General features: G+C 60.7%; 21 protein-coding genes. 15 read left to right on the plus strand and 6 right to left on the minus strand.

The window, feature by feature from the left end; genetic code table 11:
* Window positions 1-90 precede the first annotated feature (90 nt).
* Entirely contained in the window at window positions 91-699 is a 609-nt protein-coding gene (locus CVS28_RS15040) for a TetR/AcrR family transcriptional regulator (protein WP_103464815.1), read from the plus strand.
* A gap of 66 nt (window positions 700-765) precedes the next feature.
* Here CVS28_RS15040 and CVS28_RS15045 read toward each other — a convergent pair whose 3' ends face one another.
* Entirely contained in the window at window positions 766-1,908 is a 1,143-nt protein-coding gene (locus CVS28_RS15045; protein ID WP_103464814.1) for a glutamate--cysteine ligase, read from the minus strand.
* Between the two features lie 100 nt (window positions 1,909-2,008).
* Between CVS28_RS15045 and CVS28_RS15050 the strand changes: the two genes are divergently transcribed.
* Window positions 2,009-2,824 carry a shikimate 5-dehydrogenase gene (locus CVS28_RS15050; RefSeq protein WP_103482028.1) on the plus strand — a complete coding sequence of 272 codons (816 nt, stop codon included), beginning with the start codon at window positions 2,009-2,011 and terminating at the stop codon, window positions 2,822-2,824.
* A 34-nt stretch (window positions 2,825-2,858) separates the two neighbouring features.
* On the opposite strand, the gene CVS28_RS15055 is transcribed toward CVS28_RS15050, so the two are convergent.
* Window positions 2,859-4,085 (minus strand): THUMP-like domain-containing protein, encoded by a 1,227-nt coding sequence (locus tag CVS28_RS15055; RefSeq protein ID WP_103482029.1) that lies wholly within the window; start codon window positions 4,083-4,085, stop codon window positions 2,859-2,861.
* Window positions 4,086-4,232: 147 nt separating this feature from the next.
* Between CVS28_RS15055 and CVS28_RS15060 the strand changes: the two genes are divergently transcribed.
* The 4 genes from CVS28_RS15060 to CVS28_RS15075 all read left to right on the plus strand — a co-directional run bounded on the left by CVS28_RS15060 (window position 4,233) and on the right by CVS28_RS15075 (window position 8,037).
* Window positions 4,233-5,183 carry a siderophore ABC transporter substrate-binding protein gene (locus tag CVS28_RS15060; RefSeq protein WP_103482030.1) on the plus strand — a complete coding sequence of 317 codons (951 nt, stop codon included), beginning with the start codon at window positions 4,233-4,235 and terminating at the stop codon, window positions 5,181-5,183.
* Between the two features lie 70 nt (window positions 5,184-5,253).
* Window positions 5,254-6,276 (plus strand): ABC transporter permease, encoded by a 1,023-nt coding sequence (locus CVS28_RS15065; protein ID WP_341476416.1) that lies wholly within the window; start codon window positions 5,254-5,256, stop codon window positions 6,274-6,276.
* Window positions 6,266-7,282, plus strand: a complete 1,017-nt coding sequence (locus CVS28_RS15070; RefSeq protein ID WP_103482031.1) for an iron chelate uptake ABC transporter family permease subunit — start codon at window positions 6,266-6,268, stop codon at window positions 7,280-7,282. Before CVS28_RS15065 ends, CVS28_RS15070 begins: the two co-directional genes overlap by 11 nt.
* Window positions 7,279-8,037, plus strand: a complete 759-nt coding sequence (locus CVS28_RS15075; protein WP_103482032.1) for an iron ABC transporter ATP-binding protein — start codon at window positions 7,279-7,281, stop codon at window positions 8,035-8,037. Before CVS28_RS15070 ends, CVS28_RS15075 begins: the two co-directional genes overlap by 4 nt.
* 84 nt (window positions 8,038-8,121) lie before the next feature.
* On the opposite strand, the gene CVS28_RS15080 is transcribed toward CVS28_RS15075, so the two are convergent.
* Complete coding sequence (locus tag CVS28_RS15080) at window positions 8,122-8,934, minus strand: ABC transporter permease (protein WP_103464808.1); 813 nt, start codon at window positions 8,932-8,934, stop codon at window positions 8,122-8,124.
* On the minus strand, window positions 8,931-9,806 hold the full coding sequence (locus CVS28_RS15085) for an ABC transporter ATP-binding protein (protein WP_103482033.1): 876 nt from the start codon (window positions 9,804-9,806) through the stop codon (window positions 8,931-8,933). The genes CVS28_RS15080 and CVS28_RS15085 overlap by 4 nt, the downstream gene beginning before the upstream one ends.
* Window positions 9,807-9,911: 105 nt before the next feature.
* Here CVS28_RS15085 and CVS28_RS15090 point away from each other — a divergent pair, with 105 nt between their 5' ends.
* The 3 genes from CVS28_RS15090 to groL all read left to right on the plus strand — a co-directional run bounded on the left by CVS28_RS15090 (window position 9,912) and on the right by groL (window position 12,477).
* Window positions 9,912-10,241, plus strand: coding sequence for a hypothetical protein (locus CVS28_RS15090; RefSeq protein ID WP_133159164.1), 330 nt, complete (start codon window positions 9,912-9,914; stop codon window positions 10,239-10,241).
* Window positions 10,242-10,479: 238 nt separating this feature from the next.
* Entirely contained in the window at window positions 10,480-10,776 is a 297-nt protein-coding gene (gene groES, locus CVS28_RS15095; protein WP_038464523.1) for a co-chaperone GroES, read from the plus strand.
* Window positions 10,777-10,869: 93 nt separating this feature from the next.
* Entirely contained in the window at window positions 10,870-12,477 is a 1,608-nt protein-coding gene (groL, locus tag CVS28_RS15100; RefSeq protein WP_103464805.1) for a chaperonin GroEL, read from the plus strand.
* A gap of 92 nt (window positions 12,478-12,569) precedes the next feature.
* Here groL and CVS28_RS15105 read toward each other — a convergent pair whose 3' ends face one another.
* On the minus strand, window positions 12,570-13,568 hold the full coding sequence (locus CVS28_RS15105) for a DUF389 domain-containing protein (protein ID WP_103464804.1): 999 nt from the start codon (window positions 13,566-13,568) through the stop codon (window positions 12,570-12,572).
* A 230-nt stretch (window positions 13,569-13,798) separates the two neighbouring features.
* Between CVS28_RS15105 and guaB the strand changes: the two genes are divergently transcribed.
* Entirely contained in the window at window positions 13,799-15,307 is a 1,509-nt protein-coding gene (guaB, locus tag CVS28_RS15110; RefSeq protein WP_103482035.1) for an IMP dehydrogenase, read from the plus strand.
* Window positions 15,308-15,461: 154 nt separating this feature from the next.
* Here guaB and CVS28_RS15115 read toward each other — a convergent pair whose 3' ends face one another.
* Window positions 15,462-16,076 carry a hypothetical protein gene (locus tag CVS28_RS15115; RefSeq protein WP_103464802.1) on the minus strand — a complete coding sequence of 205 codons (615 nt, stop codon included), beginning with the start codon at window positions 16,074-16,076 and terminating at the stop codon, window positions 15,462-15,464.
* A gap of 66 nt (window positions 16,077-16,142) precedes the next feature.
* Between CVS28_RS15115 and CVS28_RS15120 the strand changes: the two genes are divergently transcribed.
* The 5 genes from CVS28_RS15120 (at window position 16,143) to CVS28_RS15140 (ending at window position 20,540) form a co-directional block, all read left to right on the plus strand.
* Window positions 16,143-17,231, plus strand: a complete 1,089-nt coding sequence (locus tag CVS28_RS15120) for a BtrH N-terminal domain-containing protein (protein WP_103482036.1) — start codon at window positions 16,143-16,145, stop codon at window positions 17,229-17,231.
* Window positions 17,232-17,274: 43 nt separating this feature from the next.
* Complete coding sequence (locus CVS28_RS15125) at window positions 17,275-18,399, plus strand: GuaB3 family IMP dehydrogenase-related protein (RefSeq protein ID WP_103464800.1); 1,125 nt, start codon at window positions 17,275-17,277, stop codon at window positions 18,397-18,399.
* 142 nt (window positions 18,400-18,541) lie between these two features.
* Window positions 18,542-19,033, plus strand: a complete 492-nt coding sequence (locus CVS28_RS15130) for a PTS sugar transporter subunit IIA (protein ID WP_103464799.1) — start codon at window positions 18,542-18,544, stop codon at window positions 19,031-19,033.
* Between the two features lie 161 nt (window positions 19,034-19,194).
* The gene (locus CVS28_RS15135; protein WP_103482037.1) at window positions 19,195-20,034 is read left to right on the plus strand and encodes an SURF1 family protein; all 840 of its coding nucleotides are present in this window, start codon (window positions 19,195-19,197) and stop codon (window positions 20,032-20,034) included.
* A complete protein-coding gene (locus CVS28_RS15140) occupies window positions 20,031-20,540 on the plus strand; it encodes a DUF3817 domain-containing protein (protein WP_370739473.1) in 510 nt (169 codons plus the stop codon). Before CVS28_RS15135 ends, CVS28_RS15140 begins: the two co-directional genes overlap by 4 nt.
* The last annotated feature ends 157 nt before the right edge of the window (window positions 20,541-20,697 follow it).

The following is a 20,697-nucleotide window of genomic DNA, read 5'->3' on the forward strand; positions in this document are numbered from 1 at the left end:
GGACCGAGTACGAAGGACGCTAACACAAAGTTCGAGTGGTTACTCGAAATTAAAATTATGTGACGCAGGACTCATGTAAGCTCGCTATGCATGACCACCAATGAGACCGGGACCAGGGCGCCGCGGGGACCCTATGCCAAGTCCAAGCAGCGCCGGGAGAGCATAGTCATGGCCGCCCATGAGGTGTTTGCGGCCCACGGCTACCGCGGCGGTTCATTGCAGGGTGTGGCGGACAAGGTGGGGATGAGCCAGACAAGCCTGCTGCACTATTTCCCGTCCAAGGGCGACCTGCTGCTGGCCGTCTTGAATTGGCGTGACACCGTCACGGGCGACGGCGGGGCCCGTGACCCCCGGGAATCCCTGGTTGACGCCGTGGTCCGGCAGGCCCGCTTCAATGAAACGGTTCCCGGCGTCATTGAGCTCTACACCGTGCTGTGCGCCGAATCCGTCACGGACAACCACCCCGGCCGCGACTACTTCACGCAGCGGTATGAAGGCTTGCGCCGCAGCTACCTGCAGCAATTTTCCGCGCTCGCCGATGCTGGCCGGCTGCGCCCGGGCGTGGATCCCGAGCGGGCCGCTGCCAGCCTGATCGCGTTGTGGGACGGCATTCAGACGCAGTGGCTCATGGCGCCCGAACGCATCGACATGGCCGGGGCCCTGCGTGACTACCTGGACATGGTGATCCTGCCGGAATAGCACCGCTGGCGGGCCGCTGGTGTTGAGGGGGCCGTTGATGGGAACCGGCGGTCCGGGAAGTGGGGACTAGTTGGTGGCCATCTCTGCAACCAGGGAACGCACGACGGCGCGCAGGTCACCTTCTGTGGCGGCCGCAACGGAGCGCTGGCGTTGGTAGCTGGCCCCCTTGTTGAGGATTGCCTCAACGCTGGCCAACTCATCCGCGCAACCCAAACGGGCGGCAACAGGCTCAAGTTTGTTCAGCAGTTCCATGGTGTGCTCGGTGACGAGCTGTTCCTTGCCGGCGGCATCCAAAATAATGATGGCGTCCATGCCATAGCGCGCCGCGCGCCACTTGTTTTCCTGGATGTGCCACGGGGGCATGGTGGGGATGGAACCGCCGTCGTCCAGGGTATTTGAAAAGCTCTCCACCAAGCACTGGGTCAGGGCAGCAATAGCCCCAATTTCCTCGAGTGTGGACATGCCGTCGCAGATGCGCATTTCAATGGTGCCAAGACCCGCCACCGGGCGGATGTCCCAACGGATTTCATTCGTGGCGTCGATGACACCCGTAGTGAACATGTCCTGCACATAGGACTCGTACCCCGCCCAGTCCGGGAACTGGAACGGCAGGCCGGCCGTGGGGAGTTGCTGGAACATCAAGGCCCGCTGGGAGGCGTAGCCGGTATCCTCACCGTTCCAGTACGGGGAGGAAGCGGAGAGTGCCTGGAAGTGCGGGAAATAATTGACCAGCCCATCCAGGACGGGCATGGCCTTGGAAACGTGGTCAAGCCCCACGTGGACGTGAACTCCATAGATGAGCATCTGGCTGCCCCACCACTGGGTCCTGTCAACAAGCTTGGCGTAGCGTTCCTTGTCCGTGACGACCTGGGTGCGCGGATTGCTGAACGGGTGGGTGCCGGCGCTGAGCAGATCAAGGCCCAACGGTGTGGCAGCATCCCGGAGAATGTTCAGGTTCCGGCGCAAGTCTTCCTTGCCCTCGGCCACCGTGTGGCAGATTCCTGTGACCAACTCCACGGTGTTCTGCAACATCTCACCCTTGATGTGGGGGTGTTCACCGTCAGCCATCACCTCGGGGTGGGCGGCGGTGATGTTGGCGAAAACATCATTGGCGCGGGCGTCCAATTCACCGGTTTGGTGGTCAACCAGAGCGATTTCCCACTCCAGTCCAAGAGTGGACTGCTCTGATTTAGCGAAATCAATCTTCACTGGGGCGCCCCCTTGGCAGCAACTAAAATATCGGGTGCGAAGCGGCAAAGGCGCCGGGTGCCTTCTGATTGTAGTTCAGGTTTTCCGGCACAATGGGGTGGTGCCTATTTTGAACAAAGACATGACATTGTGCATTTCCCTCGCCGCGCGGCCCAGCAATATAGGTACGCGCTTCCACAATTACCTGTACGACGCACTAAACCTGAACTACGTTTACAAGGCTTTTGCCCCGAAAGATCTGGCGCAGGCAGTCGCCGGCATTCGGGGTCTGGGCATTCGCGGCGCGGCAGTGTCCATGCCGTACAAGGAGGACGTCATCGCCATGATTGACGTCATGGATGCCTCCGCCGCCGCCATCGACTCGGTGAACACCATTGTCAACAATGACGGCGTCCTCACCGCCTACAACACCGACTACCTGGCCATCGCCGAGTTGTTGGCGACGCACAAGGTCCCTGCCGATTTCACTGTTCTGCTGCGCGGTTCCGGCGGTATGGCCAAGGCTGTTGCTGCTGCAGTGCGCGACGCCGGGCTGACGCACGTTTCGATTGTGGCCCGCAACGAGGAGGCTGGGAAAGCACTGGCCGGCCTCTACGGATTTGGCTGGCTGGCCGAAGTTGGCCCGGCAACAGCGGACTTGCTCATCAACGTCACGCCGCTGGGTATGGCAGGTTCCGAGGAATCATCCCAATCCTTCGACGACGCCACTGTGGCAGCCGCGCAGATTGTCTTCGACGTGGTGGCGCTTCCCTCTGAGACGCCCCTCATCCAAGCAGCCCGTGCCGCGGGCAAGCCTGTCATCACAGGCGCCGAGGTCATCGCCATCCAGGCAGCCGAACAGTTTGTGCTCTACACGGGTGTGCGCCCCAGCCCCGGGCTGGTCCGCGAAGCGTCCGAGTTCTCCCGCTCCCAGTGACGCCATTGCTGCGATAGCGTTTTGGGGCGTGGGTCTAGGGTGCGCCCGTAGACCCGTGCGGTTCAACCACGACGGCGACCCTGTCCTCGCCTATGCGGGTCAGGATCAGGGTTGCCTTGTTGGGTCCCTTACCGGACCCCGTCAGGAGCTGGCGGCGCAACTCTTCGGGCGTGGTTGAAATGCCGCGCTTTTTGATGTCCAGTACACCGATCCGGTTGGCCTTGACCCAGCTTTTGAGCGCCTTGACGTTGAAGGGTTTGACGTCCAAAACCTTGTAGCCGCGGGCAAAGGGGGTGTTCACGGGGTTTTCTGTGCAGATGTAGGCAATGTGTTCGTCCACCAAGTGTGCCCCCATGGTACGGGCCAAATCTGCCACCAACCCTGCCCGGATCACAGCGCCGTCGGGCTCGTAGAGGTAGCCGCTTATGGGGCCCACTTCAACATCCTGGGCGGCGGGGTCGTACGGCACGGCGCTGGTGAGTTCATGCATCCCATTCGCCCCCACCACCAGGGCCGCGCGGCGGATGCCGGGGCGTGCCAGCGCATTGAAGTAGAGGCCGGCCTCCACCACGTCACCATTGACGGAAATCCATTGGGCCTCAGCCGTTGCGGGCACGGCGTCGTGGGGAATGCCCGGCCCCATCTTGACGCCCACGGCTTTACCCGAATCAGCCAGCATTTCCACGAATGACAGCGGCGGTGAGAATGCCTCGGGGTCAAAGAGCCGGGTGGTGCCGGAGGTGTTGGTGGTGCGGCGGGCCGGATCCAGCCATACGCCGTCAATGCCACTCAGGTCAGTTTCCTCGGCGCGGCCGCAAATGACCGTCGCCTCGGGGAACGGCATGAGATTCACAGTGGTGCAGGCTGCTGTGATCTCATCCATCTCCACGGCTGTGACGGAAATGTCCAAGCTGGCCATGGCCAACGAATCGGCGCCCAAACCGCAGCCCAGATCTGCCACACGGGTGATCCCGGCTGCTTTAAATCGCTGCGCGTGCAACGCCGCAATGCTCAATCGCGTGGCTTGTTCCAGCCCAGTCTGGGTGAACAGCATTTGGTGCGCGAATTCGCCAAACTTGGCCTCAGCCTTGGCGCGAAGCCGTGATTGCGTCAGGGCGGCCGCCACCAGTTCGGGGGAGTGCCCGGCTTTGCGCAAGGATTCGTTGAGTTTGAGCGATTCGGCGTCCGAATAGGGGCCCAAGGAGGACAGAAGTTCCCATCCAGCAACGGTGAGAAGGGGGGAAATGGCATCAAGGGACATCTCTAAATCGTAACCGCCCGATATCAAGTGATGAGCGTCACGGTAAATAGGGCACCATTAATTTGCGCAATTATTGCTCGTCATAATAGGTTCTTAGGAGAGCTTATAAGGATTGCCTAAGCTAATCTAACTTTTTGGAGAATTTCGATGTCGAAGAAGTACCTGCTGACTTTCGCGGCCACCGCTGCTGTTCTGGCTCTGACGGCCTGTGGCCAAAGCGGCACGGTAGGTGCCCAAGACCAAGAAACGGCATCGGGCACAGTCTCCATCACACATGCGCAGGGAACCCAGGATGTTCCGGTCAACCCGAAGAAGGTTTACACCTTTGACCTGGGCGTGCTGGATACCTTGGACGTGTTGGAAGTCCCTGTTGCGGGTGTGCCGCAAGCAAACCTCCCGGAAGCATTGCAGGAATACGCTTCCAAAGATCTGACCAACATCGGCACCATGAAGGAGCCCGATTTTGAAGCCATCAGTGCTGGCGCTCCTGACCTGATCATCATCTCCGGCCGTACTGCAGGCTCCTACGCCGAGCTGAGCAAGATTGCCCCCACCATTGACCTGAGCGTTGATGCGAAGTCTCCCATTGAGTCCTTCAAGACAGTCTCGGCCAGCTTGGGCAAGATCTTCGACAAGGAAGCAGTGGTCGCCGAGAAGATCAAGGCCATTGACGCCAAGATCGCCGACACCAAAGCAAAGGCACCCGCAGCCGGAACCGGCCTGATTGTGCTGACCAGCGGCGGCGAGCTAACAGCATACGGAGCGGGCTCCCGCTTTGGCCTCATCCACGACGTCCTGGGTGTTCCCACGGCAACCGATGTCAAGGGTGAAGGGTCACATGGCGAGGCTATCTCCCACGAATTCATTGCCAAGGCCAACCCAGGCAGCCTGTACGTTATTGACCGCGACGTAGCCACCGGTGAGTCTGCGGGAGCCGCGAAGGCCGTTCTGGACAATCCCTTGGTCAAGGGAACCGACGCAGCCAAGAACGATCGCATCACTTACCTTGAACCGGCTAGCTGGTACTTGGTGGGCTACGGCCTGAATAACGTTGACGCCATGGTCGGTGCCATTGCCGGCTCCGTAGCGAAGGCCTAATTCTCTTTGCTCGAGGCCACCGGGCGGCGAGCACAGGGACACGTAAGAAGACAACACTCAAGGATTTTCTGTGTCACTTGCAACGGATAAAGCCGTTCCCAAGGTGAGTTCAGTGCGACGCCCCATCAGTTCCGGCACCATGCTGGCGCTTGGTGGGGCTGCCGTGTTGGTGCTGGCCATTGTCAGCATGTTTGTGGGCGTCAGCGATGTCTCCCTGCCAGCACTCATGGCAGGGGATCCGCACGCCTGGCACGTGCTGTGGGTCAGCAGAATCCCCCGGACCATCTCCGTCATCCTGGCTGGCGCGGCTGTCAGCGTGGCCGGCCTGATCATGCAGCTCATGGCCAGGAACAAGTTCGTTGAACCCTCCATGGTGGGCACTGTTGAATCAGCTTCACTGGGAATCCTTGCCGTTACGGTGTTGTTCCCTGCGGCGTCCCTGTTCGCCAAAATGGGAGTTGCCAGTGTTTTTGCCATGGCCGGAACGGCCTTGTTCTTGGTGATTCTGCGCCGGATGCCCTTGCGCAACACCTTGGTTGTGCCGCTCGTGGGCATCATGCTTGGTGGTGTCATCGCCGCTGTCACTACCTTCTTTGCCTACCGCTTTGACCTGCTGCAAACCTTGAATTCGTGGATGGTGGGGGACTTTTCGGGTGTCATCCAGGGCCGCTATGAGCTGTTGTATCTGGTGGGTGCGCTGACAATTGTTGGCTTCATCTGCGCCGACAGGTTCACCGTTATTGGATTGGGGGAGGAGTTCACCACCAATTTGGGCATGAACTACAACCGCATCATGACGCTGGGCTTGGTGATCGTGTCCCTGATCAGCGCCGTGGTGGTGGTCTCCGTGGGTGCCATCCCGTTCCTGGGATTGATTGTGCCAAACCTGGTGTCCATGTTCTTTGGCGACAACGTCCGCCGCGCCATCCCGTGGGTGGCAGTTTTTGGTGCCGCCTTTGTCCTGGTGTGCGACATCATTGGCCGCACCATTCGCTACCCGTTTGAGATCCCCGTGGGAATTATTGTTTCCGCTGTGGGCAGCTTGATCTTCTTGTACTTGCTTCTGGGAAGGAGGAAAAAGAATGACCACTAATCCGCTTCCGGCAGCCCTGTCCGTCAACGCGCGCAAAACTGGCGCCAAGAAACTTGAAGTGTCATCAGCTGTCCTGTTAACAGTTTTGGCGGTGGTTGCCGCCGCGCTGATTCTGGTGTTCATGACGATCGAGCTGCGTGGGAATTTGGGCTACATTCTCCCTCGCCGCGCCATCAAGGTCGGCTCGATGATCCTGGTGGCGTATGCGGTGGGTATGTCCACAGTCCTCTTTCAAACAGTGACCGCCAACCGTATTTTGACTCCGTCCATCATGGGTTTTGATGCCCTCTACATTTTGCTGCAGACGGTCCTGACGTTTGTGCTGGGTGGTCAGGTGTTGCTGTCGATGCCCACGCCATTGAAGTTTGGCATGCAGGTGCTGCTGATGGTGGCCTTCTCACTGGTGCTCTACCGATGGCTGTTCTTGGGCAACGGCAAGAGCCTGCACCTGATGCTGCTCGTGGGCATCGTGTTTGGCACCTTGTTCCGAGGCTTCTCCGCACTGTTGCAGCGCCTCATGGACCCCAGCGAGTTCCTGATTTTGCAGGACCTGTTCTTTGCCTCCTTCAACCAGGTGGACGGGACGTTGCTGCTTGTGGCGATTGCCGCCGTCGGGCTGGTCACCGTCCCGGCCTGGCGCCTGCGCCGCGAGTACGACGTCCTGGCGTTGGGCCGTGAAACGTCCATCAATCTGGGCGTGGACCACCGCAAGGCGGTGACTAAAACACTGGTGATCTGCTCCGTCTTGGTGGCCGTCTCCACTGCACTGGTGGGGCCCATCACCTTCTTTGGCCTCCTGGTGGCATCGCTCGCGTACCAGCTGGTGCCCAAGTTCAAGCACGCCACAGTGCTCCCCGTTGCCGTTCTCCTGGGCATCATCTCGCTGGTGGGCGGGCAGCTGGTGCTTGAACGCATCTTTGATTTCAACAGTGCGCTGAGCATTGTCATCGAATTTATAGGTGGCCTGGTGTTCATCGGGTTGCTGTTGAAAGGCTCACTGAAGTGATTGAAATTTCCGGTGTCAGCAAGTCCTATGGCAGTCAAAAGGTCGTGGACAATGTCACGGCAACCATCCCTGCCGGCGGCATCACCTCCATCATTGGCCCCAACGGTGCGGGCAAGTCCACCCTGCTCTCCATGATCAGCCGCCTGTTGCCCATGGACGCCGGAGGAGTCGCGGTTGGTGGCCTGGACGTCACCTCCACACCGAGCCGCGAGCTGTCTCAAACCATGGCAATCCTGCGCCAGGAGAACCAACTCAGCGTGCGGCTATCGGTGCGGGATCTGGTGGGCTTTGGCCGTTTCCCGCACAACGGCGGCCGCGCCACGGCAGCGGACAAGATCCACATAGATCAGGCCTTGGAGTATCTCGACCTAGGTCCCCTGGCGGACCGCTTCGTCGATGAACTGTCAGGCGGCCAGCGCCAGCGCGCCTTCATCGCCATGGTGCTGGCCCAGGACACCAAGTACCTGCTCTTGGATGAACCGCTGAACAACCTGGATATGAAGCATTCAGTTCACATGATGCGCACACTGCGAAAAATGGCCGATGAATTGGGCAAGACCATTGTGCTGGTCATCCATGACATCAACTTTGCCTCATGCTATTCGGACAATATTTTGGCCATGAAGGACGGCAGGCTGATCGCCCAGGGCACCCCTGCCGAACTGATGCACAGCTCCGTCCTGGCTGATGTGTATGACATTGACATTCGCATCGAGGAAATCGACGGCAACAGGATCGGCGTCTACTTCGCCTAAGCCATCCATGACGCACTTGTTGCACACAAAAGCGCCCGGAAGGCGCTTTCCGTTGCACCAACTGCGTCATAGATGTTGGTGGAACTACGTGTCCTTACGGATCCACTTGAACGTCATTTTGCACAGTGCGAGCCCCACCACCAGCCACACGCCCAGCACCAACGCCACAAGCCCCAAATCCCACGCACCAGAGGGTTCGGCGGCCTCGAAGGAGGCTGGCAGGAACACGCTGCGCATGCCTTGAGCCATCCATTTCAGCGGAAAAATACTGGCAAAGTTCTGCAGCCAGCCCGGCAACTGCGAGAAGTTCAAGTACACGCCTGAGATGAATTGCAACACCAACACCAGCGGGATGATCACTGCCGTGGCCGACTTTCCAGTCCGCGGCAGTGCCGAGAGGGCAATACCCAAAACGCAACTGGTGATGACACCAAAGAGAAACACCCACGCAAACGTCAACCATTTGCTGGGTTCACTGGGCAGCTCCACGTTGAAGGCGACCCGGGCCACAAGCAGCAGCAATGCCACCTGAAACACTGAACTGAGCAGGACCATGCCGATCTTGCCCATGAAATAGGAAAACACCGGCAGGGGAGTGCCGCCCAGGCGTTTGAGCGTGCCGTCACCCTTTTCTGCTGCAATGTCCACCGCGAGGTTTTGCACCCCGCTGAGCAACATGCCCGCGGCCACCATGCCGGGCACATAGAACGACGCCACAGTGATGCCGCCGCTGCCATCGGGAGCCGTGCCGATGTTACCGCTGGTGCTGAAGGCCACGGCAAAGATGGACAACATCATGATGGGAAACAGGAACGTGAAGAACACGGTATCGCCCTGGCGGAAGTACACCTTGAGCTCGTAGCCGATGCGAGAGGTGCCTAGTTGCAGGGTTCTCATGCGTTCTCCTCCGCAGTCTTGAGCGCGGTGGAATGGTTGCCCACCATGTCCAGATAAATGTCCTCGAGGCTGGGTCGGGTGATTTCCAGCCCGTCCACCTCGCCTCCTGCCTCGGCGTACAGCCGAGCAGCGAGTGCCGCCGGTTCGGCTGTGCGCTCACTACGTACGACGCCGTCCTGCCGCCACCGCACCAGCGGCACCCTCGCGCTGGCCCCGCCAATAGCGTCGATGGGGCCGATGTCCACAAGTTTGCCGCCCACAATGACTCCTGCCCGATCGGCCAACGTTGCCGCCTCATCCAAGTAATGGGTGGTGAGCAAGATGGTGGTGCCTTCGGCCTTGAGCTGGTTGATCAAGTCCCAAAATTGTCGCCGGGCTTCCGGATCAAAGCCGGTGGTGGGCTCGTCCAAGAACAAAAGCTTGGGCCTGCCAATAATGCCCAGGGCCACATCAACCCGTCGGCGCTGCCCGCCGGAGAGTTTGCTGATGCGAGTTTTAGCTTTGCTGCCCAGACCCACAGCCTCAATGACGTCAGAAACGTTGCGTGGATGCGGATAGTAGCCGGCGAAATGAGTCAGCTGCTCCACGACGCTGACATTGCCGCTCTCCCCAGTGGATTGCAAAACAATGCCCAGTTGCGCCTTCCAGTCCAGCCCCCCGCGGGCTGGCTCCACGCCGAGGACATGAACATCACCGCTGGTCTTGTTGCGGTAGCCTTCCAAGATTTCAATCGTGGTGCTCTTGCCCGCACCGTTGGGCCCGAGCAAGGCAAATGTCTCGCCCTCATGAATGTCGAAGCTGATGCCGTCCACGGCTTTGAAGCTGCCATAGAACTTTTGGAGGTCACGCACCTGCACGGGGCTCGTTGTCATAGCTTTATCCTGACATCTTTGCTGAAGACACCAAAAGAGGTTTAGGCATAATGCGACGCGCCAGGCTGGCCAGCATGATCCGATTCCGGGACTGCTGCTCCAACCGTGGCGACTTCGAAGGCTCAGTTTTCCTCGCCGTCTGCAGTACCGCCGGCATCCAGCGCGGCGCCGCTGACACCCCAAGAGCAAGTGGCTCTCAACACGGAACTCATTGGTGCGGCCATGAACAATGATTCTGCCTCGTTGGTGGCCCTGCTGGCCGACGGCGCCAACGTCAACCTGGCCGACGCGAACGGCGTCACCGCGGTGCACTCAGGGGCAGGGATATGCGGCCGTGAGTGCGCAGCTGATGCGACTTCCAGCGTCAGAAGTCGCATCAGCTGCGCACTCACGATGAATGCGTGCCCCGGGGCGGGCGCCAAAGGTGCGCCGTGAGCGAAACCAGGCCCGCCGGCGTCGCACTTTTAAGCCAAAAGCTGGCACTCGCCTTGACCGAGTGCTAATCAATTCCATAGAGTCAGGGTTAGCACTCTCACCCCGAGGGTGCTAACTTGCTTATCTTTTTGGCCATGGGAGCAACACCGGCACCGCGACGACGGTTGGGGCTCCTGATAAACATGGTGAAGAAGACTGCCAGCCATCCAAAGAATTTACGTGTGAAGGAGAGGTCCGAGTGTCGGTCTCTATTAAGCCTCTTGAGGATCGTATTGTTGTTCGCCAGCTCGAAGCAGAGTTGACTACCGCTTCCGGTCTGGTAATCCCGGACACTGCCAAGGAAAAGCCCCAGGAGGGCGAAGTTGTGGCAGTTGGACCCGGCCGCGTTGACGACAACGGCAACCGTGTCCCGATCGATGTTGCCGTTGGCGACGTCGTCATCTACTCCAAGTACGGTGGAACTGAAGTGAAGACCGGTGGCGAAGAGCTGCTGGTTCTCTCGGCCCGCGACGTACTGGCCATCGTCGTTAAGTAACGACTTTTGCTCAAGTAACCACTTTGTAAAGCCCCGCGACCGGGACCGTTCTAGGTCACGAACGCGGGGTCTTTGCGTGAAAGGACACAACGCATGGCTAAGCAGCTTGCATTTAACGACAGCGCACGGAAGGCCCTTGAGGCCGGCATCGACAAGCTTGCCGACACCGTCAAGGTGACACTTGGCCCGCGCGGTCGCAACGTAGTACTGGACAAGAAGTGGGGCGCTCCCACCATCACCAACGACGGCGTCACGATCGCCCGCGAGGTGGAGCTGGAAGACCCGTACGAGAACCTCGGCGCACAGCTGGCCAAGGAAGTTGCCACAAAGACCAACGATGTTGCTGGCGACGGCACCACCACGGCCACCGTCTTGGCGCAGGCACTGGTCAAGGAAGGCCTGCGCAACGTTGCCGCAGGTGCGGCTCCCGGCGAGCTCAAGCGCGGCATCCAGGTTTCCGTTGAAGCCATTGCCAAGCGCCTGCTGGAGAACGCCCGCCCGGTTGAGGGTGGACAGGTTGCAGAAGTTGCCGCCATCTCCGCTCAGAGCCAGGAAATCGGCGACCTGCTCGCCGAGGCATTCGACAAGGTTGGCAAGGATGGTGTGATCACCATCGAGGAATCCTCCACCACCTCCACCGAACTGGTCCTCACCGAGGGCATGCAGTTCGACAAGGGTTACCTGTCCCCGTACTTCGTCACCGACGCGGAACGCCAGGAAGCTGTCATGGAAGATGCACTGGTTTTGATCAACCAGGGCAAGATCTCCAGCCTGCAGGAATTCCTGCCGCTGCTTGAAAAGGCACTTGCTGCCAACAAGCCGCTGTTCATCATTGCTGAAGACGTTGACGGCGAGGCTCTGTCCACGCTGATCGTCAACCGCTTGCGCGGCACCTTGAACGTTGTTGCTGTCAAGGCTCCGGGCTTCGGCGACCGCCGCAAGGCCATGCTGCAGGACATTGCGATCCTGACTGGCGCACAGGTTGTCTCCGCGGAGATCGGCCTTTCTCTGGACCAGGTTGGCCTTGAAGTACTGGGTACGGCTCGCCGCATCACGGTCACCAAGGACAACACCACCATCGTTGACGGTGCCGGTACAGCTGTTGAAGTTGCCGACCGCGTAGCCCAGCTGCATGCTGAGCTCAAGCGCACCGACTCCGACTGGGACAAGGAAAAGCTGCAGGAACGCCTGGCCAAGCTGGCTGGCGGCATCGGTGTAATCAAGGTTGGCGCAGCCACCGAGGTTGAGCTGAAGGAAAAGAAGCACCGCATTGAGGACGCAGTGTCCGCAACGCGTGCCGCTTTGGAAGAAGGCATTGTTGCCGGTGGCGGTTCCGCACTGGTTCAGGCCGCCAAGGCTCTCGACGAGGATGCCACTGTTGCAGCCCTGACCGGTGACGCAGCAACTGCTGTTGAATTGGTCCGCAAGGCTGTTGCCCAGCCGCTGCGCTGGATCGCCCAGAACGCTGGCCACGACGGCTACGTTGTGGTGCACAAGGTTGGCGAACTCGAAGACGGCTTCGGCTTCAACGCGGCCACCGGCGAGTACGAAAACCTGGTCAAGGCCGGCGTCATCGACCCGGTCAAGGTCACCCGTTCGGCCCTGCGCAACGCAGCCTCCATCGCGGCTTTGGTGCTCACCACCGAAGTCCTCGTGACGGACAAGCCCGCCGAGGCAGAAGAAGCCGGGCACCAGCACTAACGCCAGCTGCTCCCGTTTCAGAAATGCCGCCGTTTGCGCATTTTGCCACCGATATACCGGTGGCATTTTGCGGGAACGGCGGCATTTTCGCTCTAACGCCGGAAAGTGCGGCGAGCTCCCAGCCGGGGCAGCCCAAGTTTGGCTTGGGCGGCGGAGTACTGCGAGAGTGCCGGACGACGTCGTCGGATCAGACGGTAGATCAGCAAGACCACCGCGGCCGAGACTATGATGCCGGCCATGTTGAGCAAGAGTTGCAAGGCAGAGCCGGCTGCGCGGTCGGGCTGGCCCAACACCACGGCCACTGCAACGTACCCCGCTGCCGGAACCGTTGTGACTGAGATGAACACCCCCACCAGCATTGTGGATTTGCGCCCAATCAGCGAGAGCATTCCGGCGGCGCCAGCCAGGACCGCCACAATGAATGAATACCAGCCTGGGTGGTAGATGAACTCGGTGGAACTTGAGCTCGCCAGAACGTCGGCGGGCTCAAAAAGACCCAGTGGGATGGAGACGAATGCTGCAAGTGCGGTGATGACAATGGCGAGCGGGAACCCAACCGCCAAGGCCAGGGCTGCGCGTCGGGCAAGTTTCCAGCGCCTGTCCACGAGTGCCAGAGCCAAGCCGGCCAAGGCCCCGAATTCCGGACCCAGCACCATGGCTCCAACAATGGCAATGGTGGAGTCGGTGACAATGCCGATGCCCGCCAGTTGGACAGCGATGACTATGAAGGCCAGGTAGCTCCAAGTCAGTTTGGACTCTTCGCTGGTGTCGTTCTCCACCTCGTCCCAAATGATGGCATCGGCCTCATCTCCGGGCACGGCCTTGTCGGCCTGCTCTAGGCGTTCGGAAATGACCAGCTCAGGGGTGGTGATGGTTACCGAACCGACGCCGGCGATGTTGAGCTCGTGGAGTTTCTCCAGCAGGCCCTCAACAGATTCCCGGACGGCTTGCACAGTGATGACGTCACCCGCCGGCACGATTGAGGCTCCCACGGCCCGGGAAACCTCCGAAACGCCGGCATGACCGGTAGCAACGGCCACCACCTGATCCGAGAGGTCAGCAGGGACAACAATTCGAATGTGCAGTGCCATCTGCTGCTTCCTGTGGTGCCAATAGTTGATCGGAACACTACTACGTCAGATGCTCGGCTGGCACCGCCGCCTACCGTCAGATCGGCCCCCACTGTGACTCAGGCCTCGGGAATAGGGTCAGGGCAGCTTTCGTTTTAGAATGTAACCAACGCACAGACAGTCTCCGTAATCACGGGACCAGTCATCGGATGCACACCCTTAAATGGTTCTACCCCCGCCAAGGAGCCTTCGTGTCCCAGCCTGAAATGCATGACCCCTTCGCCTTTGTTGGCCTGACGTACGACGACGTCCTGCTCCTTCCCGGCCACACCAACGTCATCCCTTCCGAAGCTGACACCAGCTCACGGGTTTCCAAGCGCATCACCGTGCAGACGCCGTTGCTGTCTGCCGCCATGGACACCGTGACTGAATCCCGCATGGCCATCGCCATGGCCCGCCAGGGTGGCTTGGGTGTTGTGCACCGCAACCTGTCCATTGAGCGCCAGGCCGAAGAAGTTGACCTGGTCAAGCGCAGCGAATCGGGGATGATCACCAACCCGGTCACTGTGGGCCCCGACGCCACGCTGGCGGAGCTGGACGAGCTGTGCTCACGTTTCCGCGTTTCTGGCCTGCCCGTTGTTGACGCTCACGGTCGCCTGGTAGGCATCGTGACCAACCGCGACACCGTTTTCATCCCGGAAAGCGAATACTCGCAGCGCCTGGTCCGCGACGTCATGACCCACATGCCGTTGATCACCGGCCGTGTTGGCATCAGCCGCGAAGAGGCTTCGGGCCTGCTGGCCAAGAACAAGATTGAAAAGCTTCCCCTGGTGGACGCTGCCGGTGTGCTCCGCGGCCTCATCACTGTCAAGGACTTCGCCAAGGCTGAGCAGTACCCGCTTGCCACCAAGGATGACAAGGGTCGCCTGCGCGTGGGTGCAGCCATTGGCTTCTTCGGCGATGGTTTTGAACGCGCCATGACCCTGGTTGAGGCAGGCGTTGACGCTTTGTTCGTTGACACCGCCAACGGCCACAGCCAGGGCGTTCTGGAAATGATCCAGCGCCTCAAGAGCGAGAAGTCCGCCGCCCACGTTGATGTGATTGGTGGCCAGGCTGCCACCCGCGAAGGTGCCCAGGCCCTGATCGACGCCGGTGCCGACGGCATCAAGGTTGGCGTTGGCCCAGGTTCCATCTGCACCACCCGCGTGGTGGCAGGCGTTGGCGTTCCGCAGATCACCGCCATTTACGAATCCGCCAAGGCTGCCATTCCGGCAGGGGTGCCGTTGATTGCCGACGGCGGACTGCAGTACTCGGGCGACATCGGCAAGGCGCTGGTCGCCGGTGCTGACACCGTCATGCTCGGTTCCCTGCTGGCCGGTACCGAAGAGTCCCCGGGTGAGACGGTCTTTGTCAACGGCAAGCAGTTCAAGGCATACCGCGGCATGGGCTCCCTCGGTGCCATGCAATCCCGCGGCAAGAACACCTCCTACTCCAAGGACCGCTACTTCCAGGCCGATGTCACCGGAGATGAGAAGCTCATCCCCGAGGGCATTGAAGGCCGGGTTGCCTACCGCGGCCCGCTCGCCTCGGTTGCCTATCAGCTGGTTGGCGGCCTGCGACAGACCATGTTCTACGTTGGCTCCCCGACCATTCCCGAGCTGAAGGCGCGCGGCAAGTTTGTGCGCATCACCGCGGCAGGTCTGAAGGAATCCCACCCTCATGACATCACCATGACCGTGGAAGCCCCGAACTACAAGTAACAGTTTCCAGTACGACGGCGGGCCGTCGCCTTTCGCACGAAAGGTGACGGCCCGCCGTCGTTCCCCACGCCCTCCCACCACTCGCAAGCTCGCGGCGGGCCCTCGCTGCGGTGGCCCCCGCTGAGGGGCCCTCGGACGTGTGGGCCCCTCAGAACTAGGCCAGGGCGGCCTTGAATGCCGCCGTGGCTTCGTCCTGCGGAAGCGAGGTCTGGGTGAACTCGGATTCGGAACCTGAACGCAGCACCCATTCACCTGTTTCTTCTGCTGTCAGCTGGGCAACCACCGGCTCGGAGCCCGTGCGCAGGCGCCTGATGACAGCGGTGGCGGGAAGGCCCTCGGCGGCACCGGCGAGGTACTCCTGGGTCAGGTGCAGGGCCAGCTCCACCATGGCGGGTCCGGACTCGATGGGCTGGACCTCGTGCACCCCGAGCGGGCTCAAGCTCAGCAGGACGGCCCCAACATTGGAGCCCACCGTGAAGAGCACATGGTTGGTTGTTGGTGTGGTCAGGGAAATTTCCAGCCACTCCTGGGCCTGAGACAAAACCGAAGCCACTATGGAGCATTTCTCCAGGGGAACAATCTTCTCGCCTTGAAGTTCCGCCAGTCCGCGCACCATCAAGGTGGTGATTCCTGCGTTGGTGAGCAGTTCGTTGTCGGTGTGCTGGTCAAGACGGAGCAGGCCCAGCGTCACCGCCGCCGACTCTGTGGGGGTCATTGCCAGCAGGCCGAGCAATTCGTGGTCGGTCATCCGCAGTTCTGTGTCAGTCATGAACCCAGCCTACAGAAACGCCCCACTTGCGAGGCACACAGCGGCAGTCGCAGCTACAATCAACCCATGCTCCCCGCCTATGATCCACAGACTGAATATTCACACTGGGACTCGGGTCTGTGGACCCGGGTGCTGGCCACCTCCGGCGTACGGAACCCCTTCACCGGCGGACCCTACAGCGAGGCCATGTTGGCTGGCCTGGCGGGCGGAATCGGCTTCATGATTTTTACGTTTGAGTACAAGGAAACCACCACAGCCTCCGTGGTCACCCGTTTTCACCCCGGCCCGTACACCGAGAATCTGCTGCGGCGCAGTGGCGCAGGCGTCAACATTCAGCAGACCGGGAGCGCCACGCTGGCCCAGGCGCGGCTGGACGCTGCGCTGGACTCTGGGGTTCCGGCAGTGGTGCGGCTTGTGCGCGGGAAGCTGCCGTGGGCCGCGTCGGATGCGCTGGCGGACATGGATTCCATGGATGTTGCCGTGGTGGCCCGTGACGGCGACGGCTACCTGGTGGACGACGGCGGCGGGAGACTCGAGAGGATAGCGCCGGAGGAGCTGGCACAGGCGCGCGGCGCACGGAAGGCGGACAAGCACTGGCAGGCGCATGTTGTGCAGGGGAGCGGGGGCGAACCTACAGGGGAGATCTTGACCAAAGCTGTGCTGCGCCAGACCATTGCCGAGACCGCCCACGCCCTGTTGACACAGCAAGCGCCGCCCGGGATCCCGCCGGGATATGCCAATAACTTTGGCATTCTTGGAATGGAACAATGGGCTTTGCGGCTGCGGGACACCTCCACCAAGCGCGGCTGGACGCGAATCTTTGGCGACCCGCAACGCTCCCAAGCTGGCCTTGGCATGTTGCACGGCCTCCTGGCCGGCAAACGGTTCAGTGGCCCCGGGGCTCTCCGGCCGTTGCATGCGCAATTTTTGCGCGAGGTGGCGATGCTCGGGGACGGGGCGTCCGGCGACGGGCTCCCCACTGCATTGGGCCAAGTTGGCGCACAATACAAAGAACTGGGCGAACTTTGGGATGAGCTGGCAGTGCTGATCGGGCGGGACGGGGAGCCTGATTTTACGGCCATGGCAGCGAAAGTGGAGCGCATTGCAGGCTTGGAAGCGGCAGCCGCCCTGGCGCTGCAAAAGTCCGTGGACTGAGCGGTTTAAGGGCTCTGGCGCTCGCTGCGATAGGCTAGGGGGCGTGACTTATGAGATTGAGATTGGCCGTGGAAAGCGTGGACGCCGCGCATACTCGTTGGATGAGATTTCGATTGTGCCCAACAGGCGTACTCGCGATCCCCAGGATGTGTCGGTGAAATGGCAGATCGACGCTTACCAGTTTGAGGTGCCCGTCATTGGGGCGCCCATGGACTCGGTGATGTCCCCGGAGACAGCCATTGCCTTGGGCAAATTGGGTGGCTTGGGTGTCCTGGATCTGGAAGGCCTGTGGACTCGCTACGAGGACCCGCAGCCGGTGCTGGATGAGATTGCAACGCTGGAAGGCTCGGTGGTTGATCCCGAGACCACCCGCCGCCTGCAGGAAATCTACAGCGCACCCATCAAGGCGGAACTGATCACGGCCCGCCTGGCCGAGATTCGTGCCGCCGGCGTGACCGTTGCCGGCTCCCTGACGCCGCAACGCACCCAGGAGTTCTACAAGACTGTCATCGCAGCCGGCGTGGACATTTTTGTGATTCGAGGAACCACTGTTTCCGCTGAGCACGTGTCCAAGACCACCGAGCCTTTGAACCTCAAGCAGTTCATCTATGAACTCGATGTCCCCGTCATTGTTGGTGGCGCGGCAGGCTACACCTCGGCCCTGCACCTGATGCGCACTGGCGCAGCCGGTGTCCTGGTGGGCTTCGGCGGAGGCGCCTCCACCACCACAAGCCGCGCACTGGGTATCCGGTCACCCATGGCCAGCGCCATCTCCGACGTTGCCGCGGCCCGCCGCGACTACATGGATGAGTCTGGCGGACGCTACGTGCACGTGATTGCCGACGGCGGCATGGGCTCCAGCGGTGACATCGTCAAGGCCATTGCCATGGGCGCCGACGCCGTCATGCTCGGGGCAGCTTTGTCCCGCGCCGCCGAGGCGCCCGGCCAGGGCTGGCACTGGGGTGCCGAAGCCCACCACCAGGAACTGCCGCGCGGCCACCGCGTGAAGATGGGCACCGTAGGAACCCTGGAAGAGGTCCTGTACGGTCCGGCACACCAGGCCGATGGCACCTCAAACCTGATTGGTGCGCTGCGCCGGTCCATGGCCACCACAGGTTATTCAGACCTGAAGGAATTCCAGCGGATTGACGTCATCGTCTCCCCGTAGTTTTGTGGTTTCAAAGTGCCTCGGCCGTTGGGGCGGGGCACTTTGTTCCTTAACAACGACCCCGGCGGAGCCCCTATTTAGAGGCGGAAATGAGACTAGACTGGGGGCAGTCTGTTATTCCAACACCAGCCGAAAGGTACTGATGACATCGGGTTCGCTGGAACGCTATGAAACTGAACTAACCAACCCCAACTTGGTTATTTTGGAAATGGTAGCCGACTCGAAAGAAGACGGAACCGCCCAATTGGCCGCGAAACTCTTTGAGCACGGCCGAATCTCCGATCTTGACGGTTTCTTGCGCGACGTCAACTCCCGCGAGCATCAGATGGCTACTGGACTCCCCGGAGGTATTGGCCTGCCACACGCGCGCAGCGAGTTCGTCAATGAAATCTCCATCGCCGTGGGCATCACCAAGTTTGACCACAGCCTCGATTTTGGTGCCGTTGACGGCCCCGCCACGGTGATCTTGCTCATTGCCACGCCCGCCAGCTCATTCTCCGCGCACCTGGAGGTGCTGGCCACGCTAGCCAGGTCCTTGTTCAAGGAAAACTACCGTGAATCCCTGCGCCGGGCCCACGATCCCGAGGTTATTGCCGAACTCATCAACTCGTCATTGATTTTCTTCGACCACTAGGCCCCACGCCCTCCCACCACTCGCAGGCTCGCGGCGGGGCCCTCGGGCGCGGGGGCCCACCCAGCTCCTCCCAAATTTCAGCCGCTGGCGCGTGGGCTCAGGCAGGTCCGGGTTTCCAGGCGCATTCGTTGTTCTACACGGTGACGAAGTAACGTTGAAGGGTGTTGAAAACTGCCGTTAAGCCCAAATGGATAGCCGCGCTGGTATTTGCGTTGGCCGTTTCCGCCGTCTTAGTCCTGCTGAGCCAGTGGCAGTTCTCCCGCTCGCTGGAAAAAGACGTGGCTCCTCCCACAGTGACAGAGAAGGTTCAGCCTCTGCTGAACATCATGGTTCCGGGTGAGCCCCTGACCGGCGACATTGAGGGCCAGTTGGTGACCACCAGCGGCCACTTTGACCCCGCAAAACAAGTCCTGGTCCCCGAGCGCGTACAGGACGGCGACGTTGGCTACTGGGTTGTCACGGCCTTTGTGGTGGACGGAGCCCCAACGCTCTCAGGTGTAGCGGCAACTAAGGAAGTGGTGATTCCCGTGGCCCGCGGCTGGATTGCATCACCTGACAAACAGCCCAGCGCACCCAGCGGAACCGTCCAGCTTGAAGGCAGGTTGCTGAACTCCGAAGGTCCAGTGCTGGCACCGGATCTCCCCGCCGGCCAAGTCAGTGCACTCTCCAGCGCCGAGCTGACAAACATGTGGAACGTAACCACCTACGCCGCATTTGTGGTCTCGCGCCACGAGATGGCGAACGGTGCAGACGTTGGCGCCTCAGCACAGTCCTCGGGACTGCTGCCGATTACTGTCACCGCAACGGACCAAAATGACAAGGTCAACTGGCTGAACATTTTCTACGCGATTGAATGGGTAGTCTTCGCCGGCTTTGCTTTGTTCCTGTGGTGGCGTTTGGTGGCCGATGACTACCGCCGCGACCAAGACGCACTCTACGACCTGGAATACCCGGACGACGACACCCCCGATGAAGATACGACCAAAGAGGTAACAAAGTGACCGAGCCCAAATCGAGCGGCGCCCCGGCAGCATCGACCAATGCTGCAACCCCGAAGCGACGCTTTGGCGGCACCCCTGCCCAGATCATGACGGCACTGAAGTTTTACAAGGTGCTGGCCTACGCAACAGGTGCCATGCTCCTGCTGCTGGTGGTTGAACTGGTGCTGCGCTACGCCTTCAGCAGCGTTCTGGTGGCTGGTGGCACCAACTCCATCACGGGCGAGTCCCACGGCTTTGGCTTGGTGAACGTTGACGGTGGCGCCATGGCGATCACCGGCGGCGTGAACCTGTCCACTATGGTTCTGATTGTTCATGGCTGGATGTACGTTGTGTACTTGATTGCCGACTTCCGCCTGTGGACTCTCATGCGCTGGCCGTTTGGCAAGCTGGTACTCATTGCCCTGGGCGGCGTGGTGCCGTTCCTGTCCTTCATTGTTGAAGGCAAGGTTCACAAGGAAGTGCTGGCAGAGGTTGCCGCCAATCCAAAGGCCGGCAAACGCTACTAGAGCCAATCGCCGTCGAACCCTAAGCGGCAGCATCCCACACGCTCCACCGCCTGACGCTCCTGCAGACGTGGGTGGGTTTTTCGGAACGCTCCTGCACAACTGCAGGAGCGTTCCGGGTTTAAGTCCCATAGCTGCGATAGCGCTGGGAAATTTGAGG

The organism is Arthrobacter glacialis, from assembly GCF_002909415.1.
GTDB classification, from domain to species: Bacteria; Actinomycetota; Actinomycetes; order Actinomycetales; family Micrococcaceae; genus Specibacter; species Specibacter glacialis.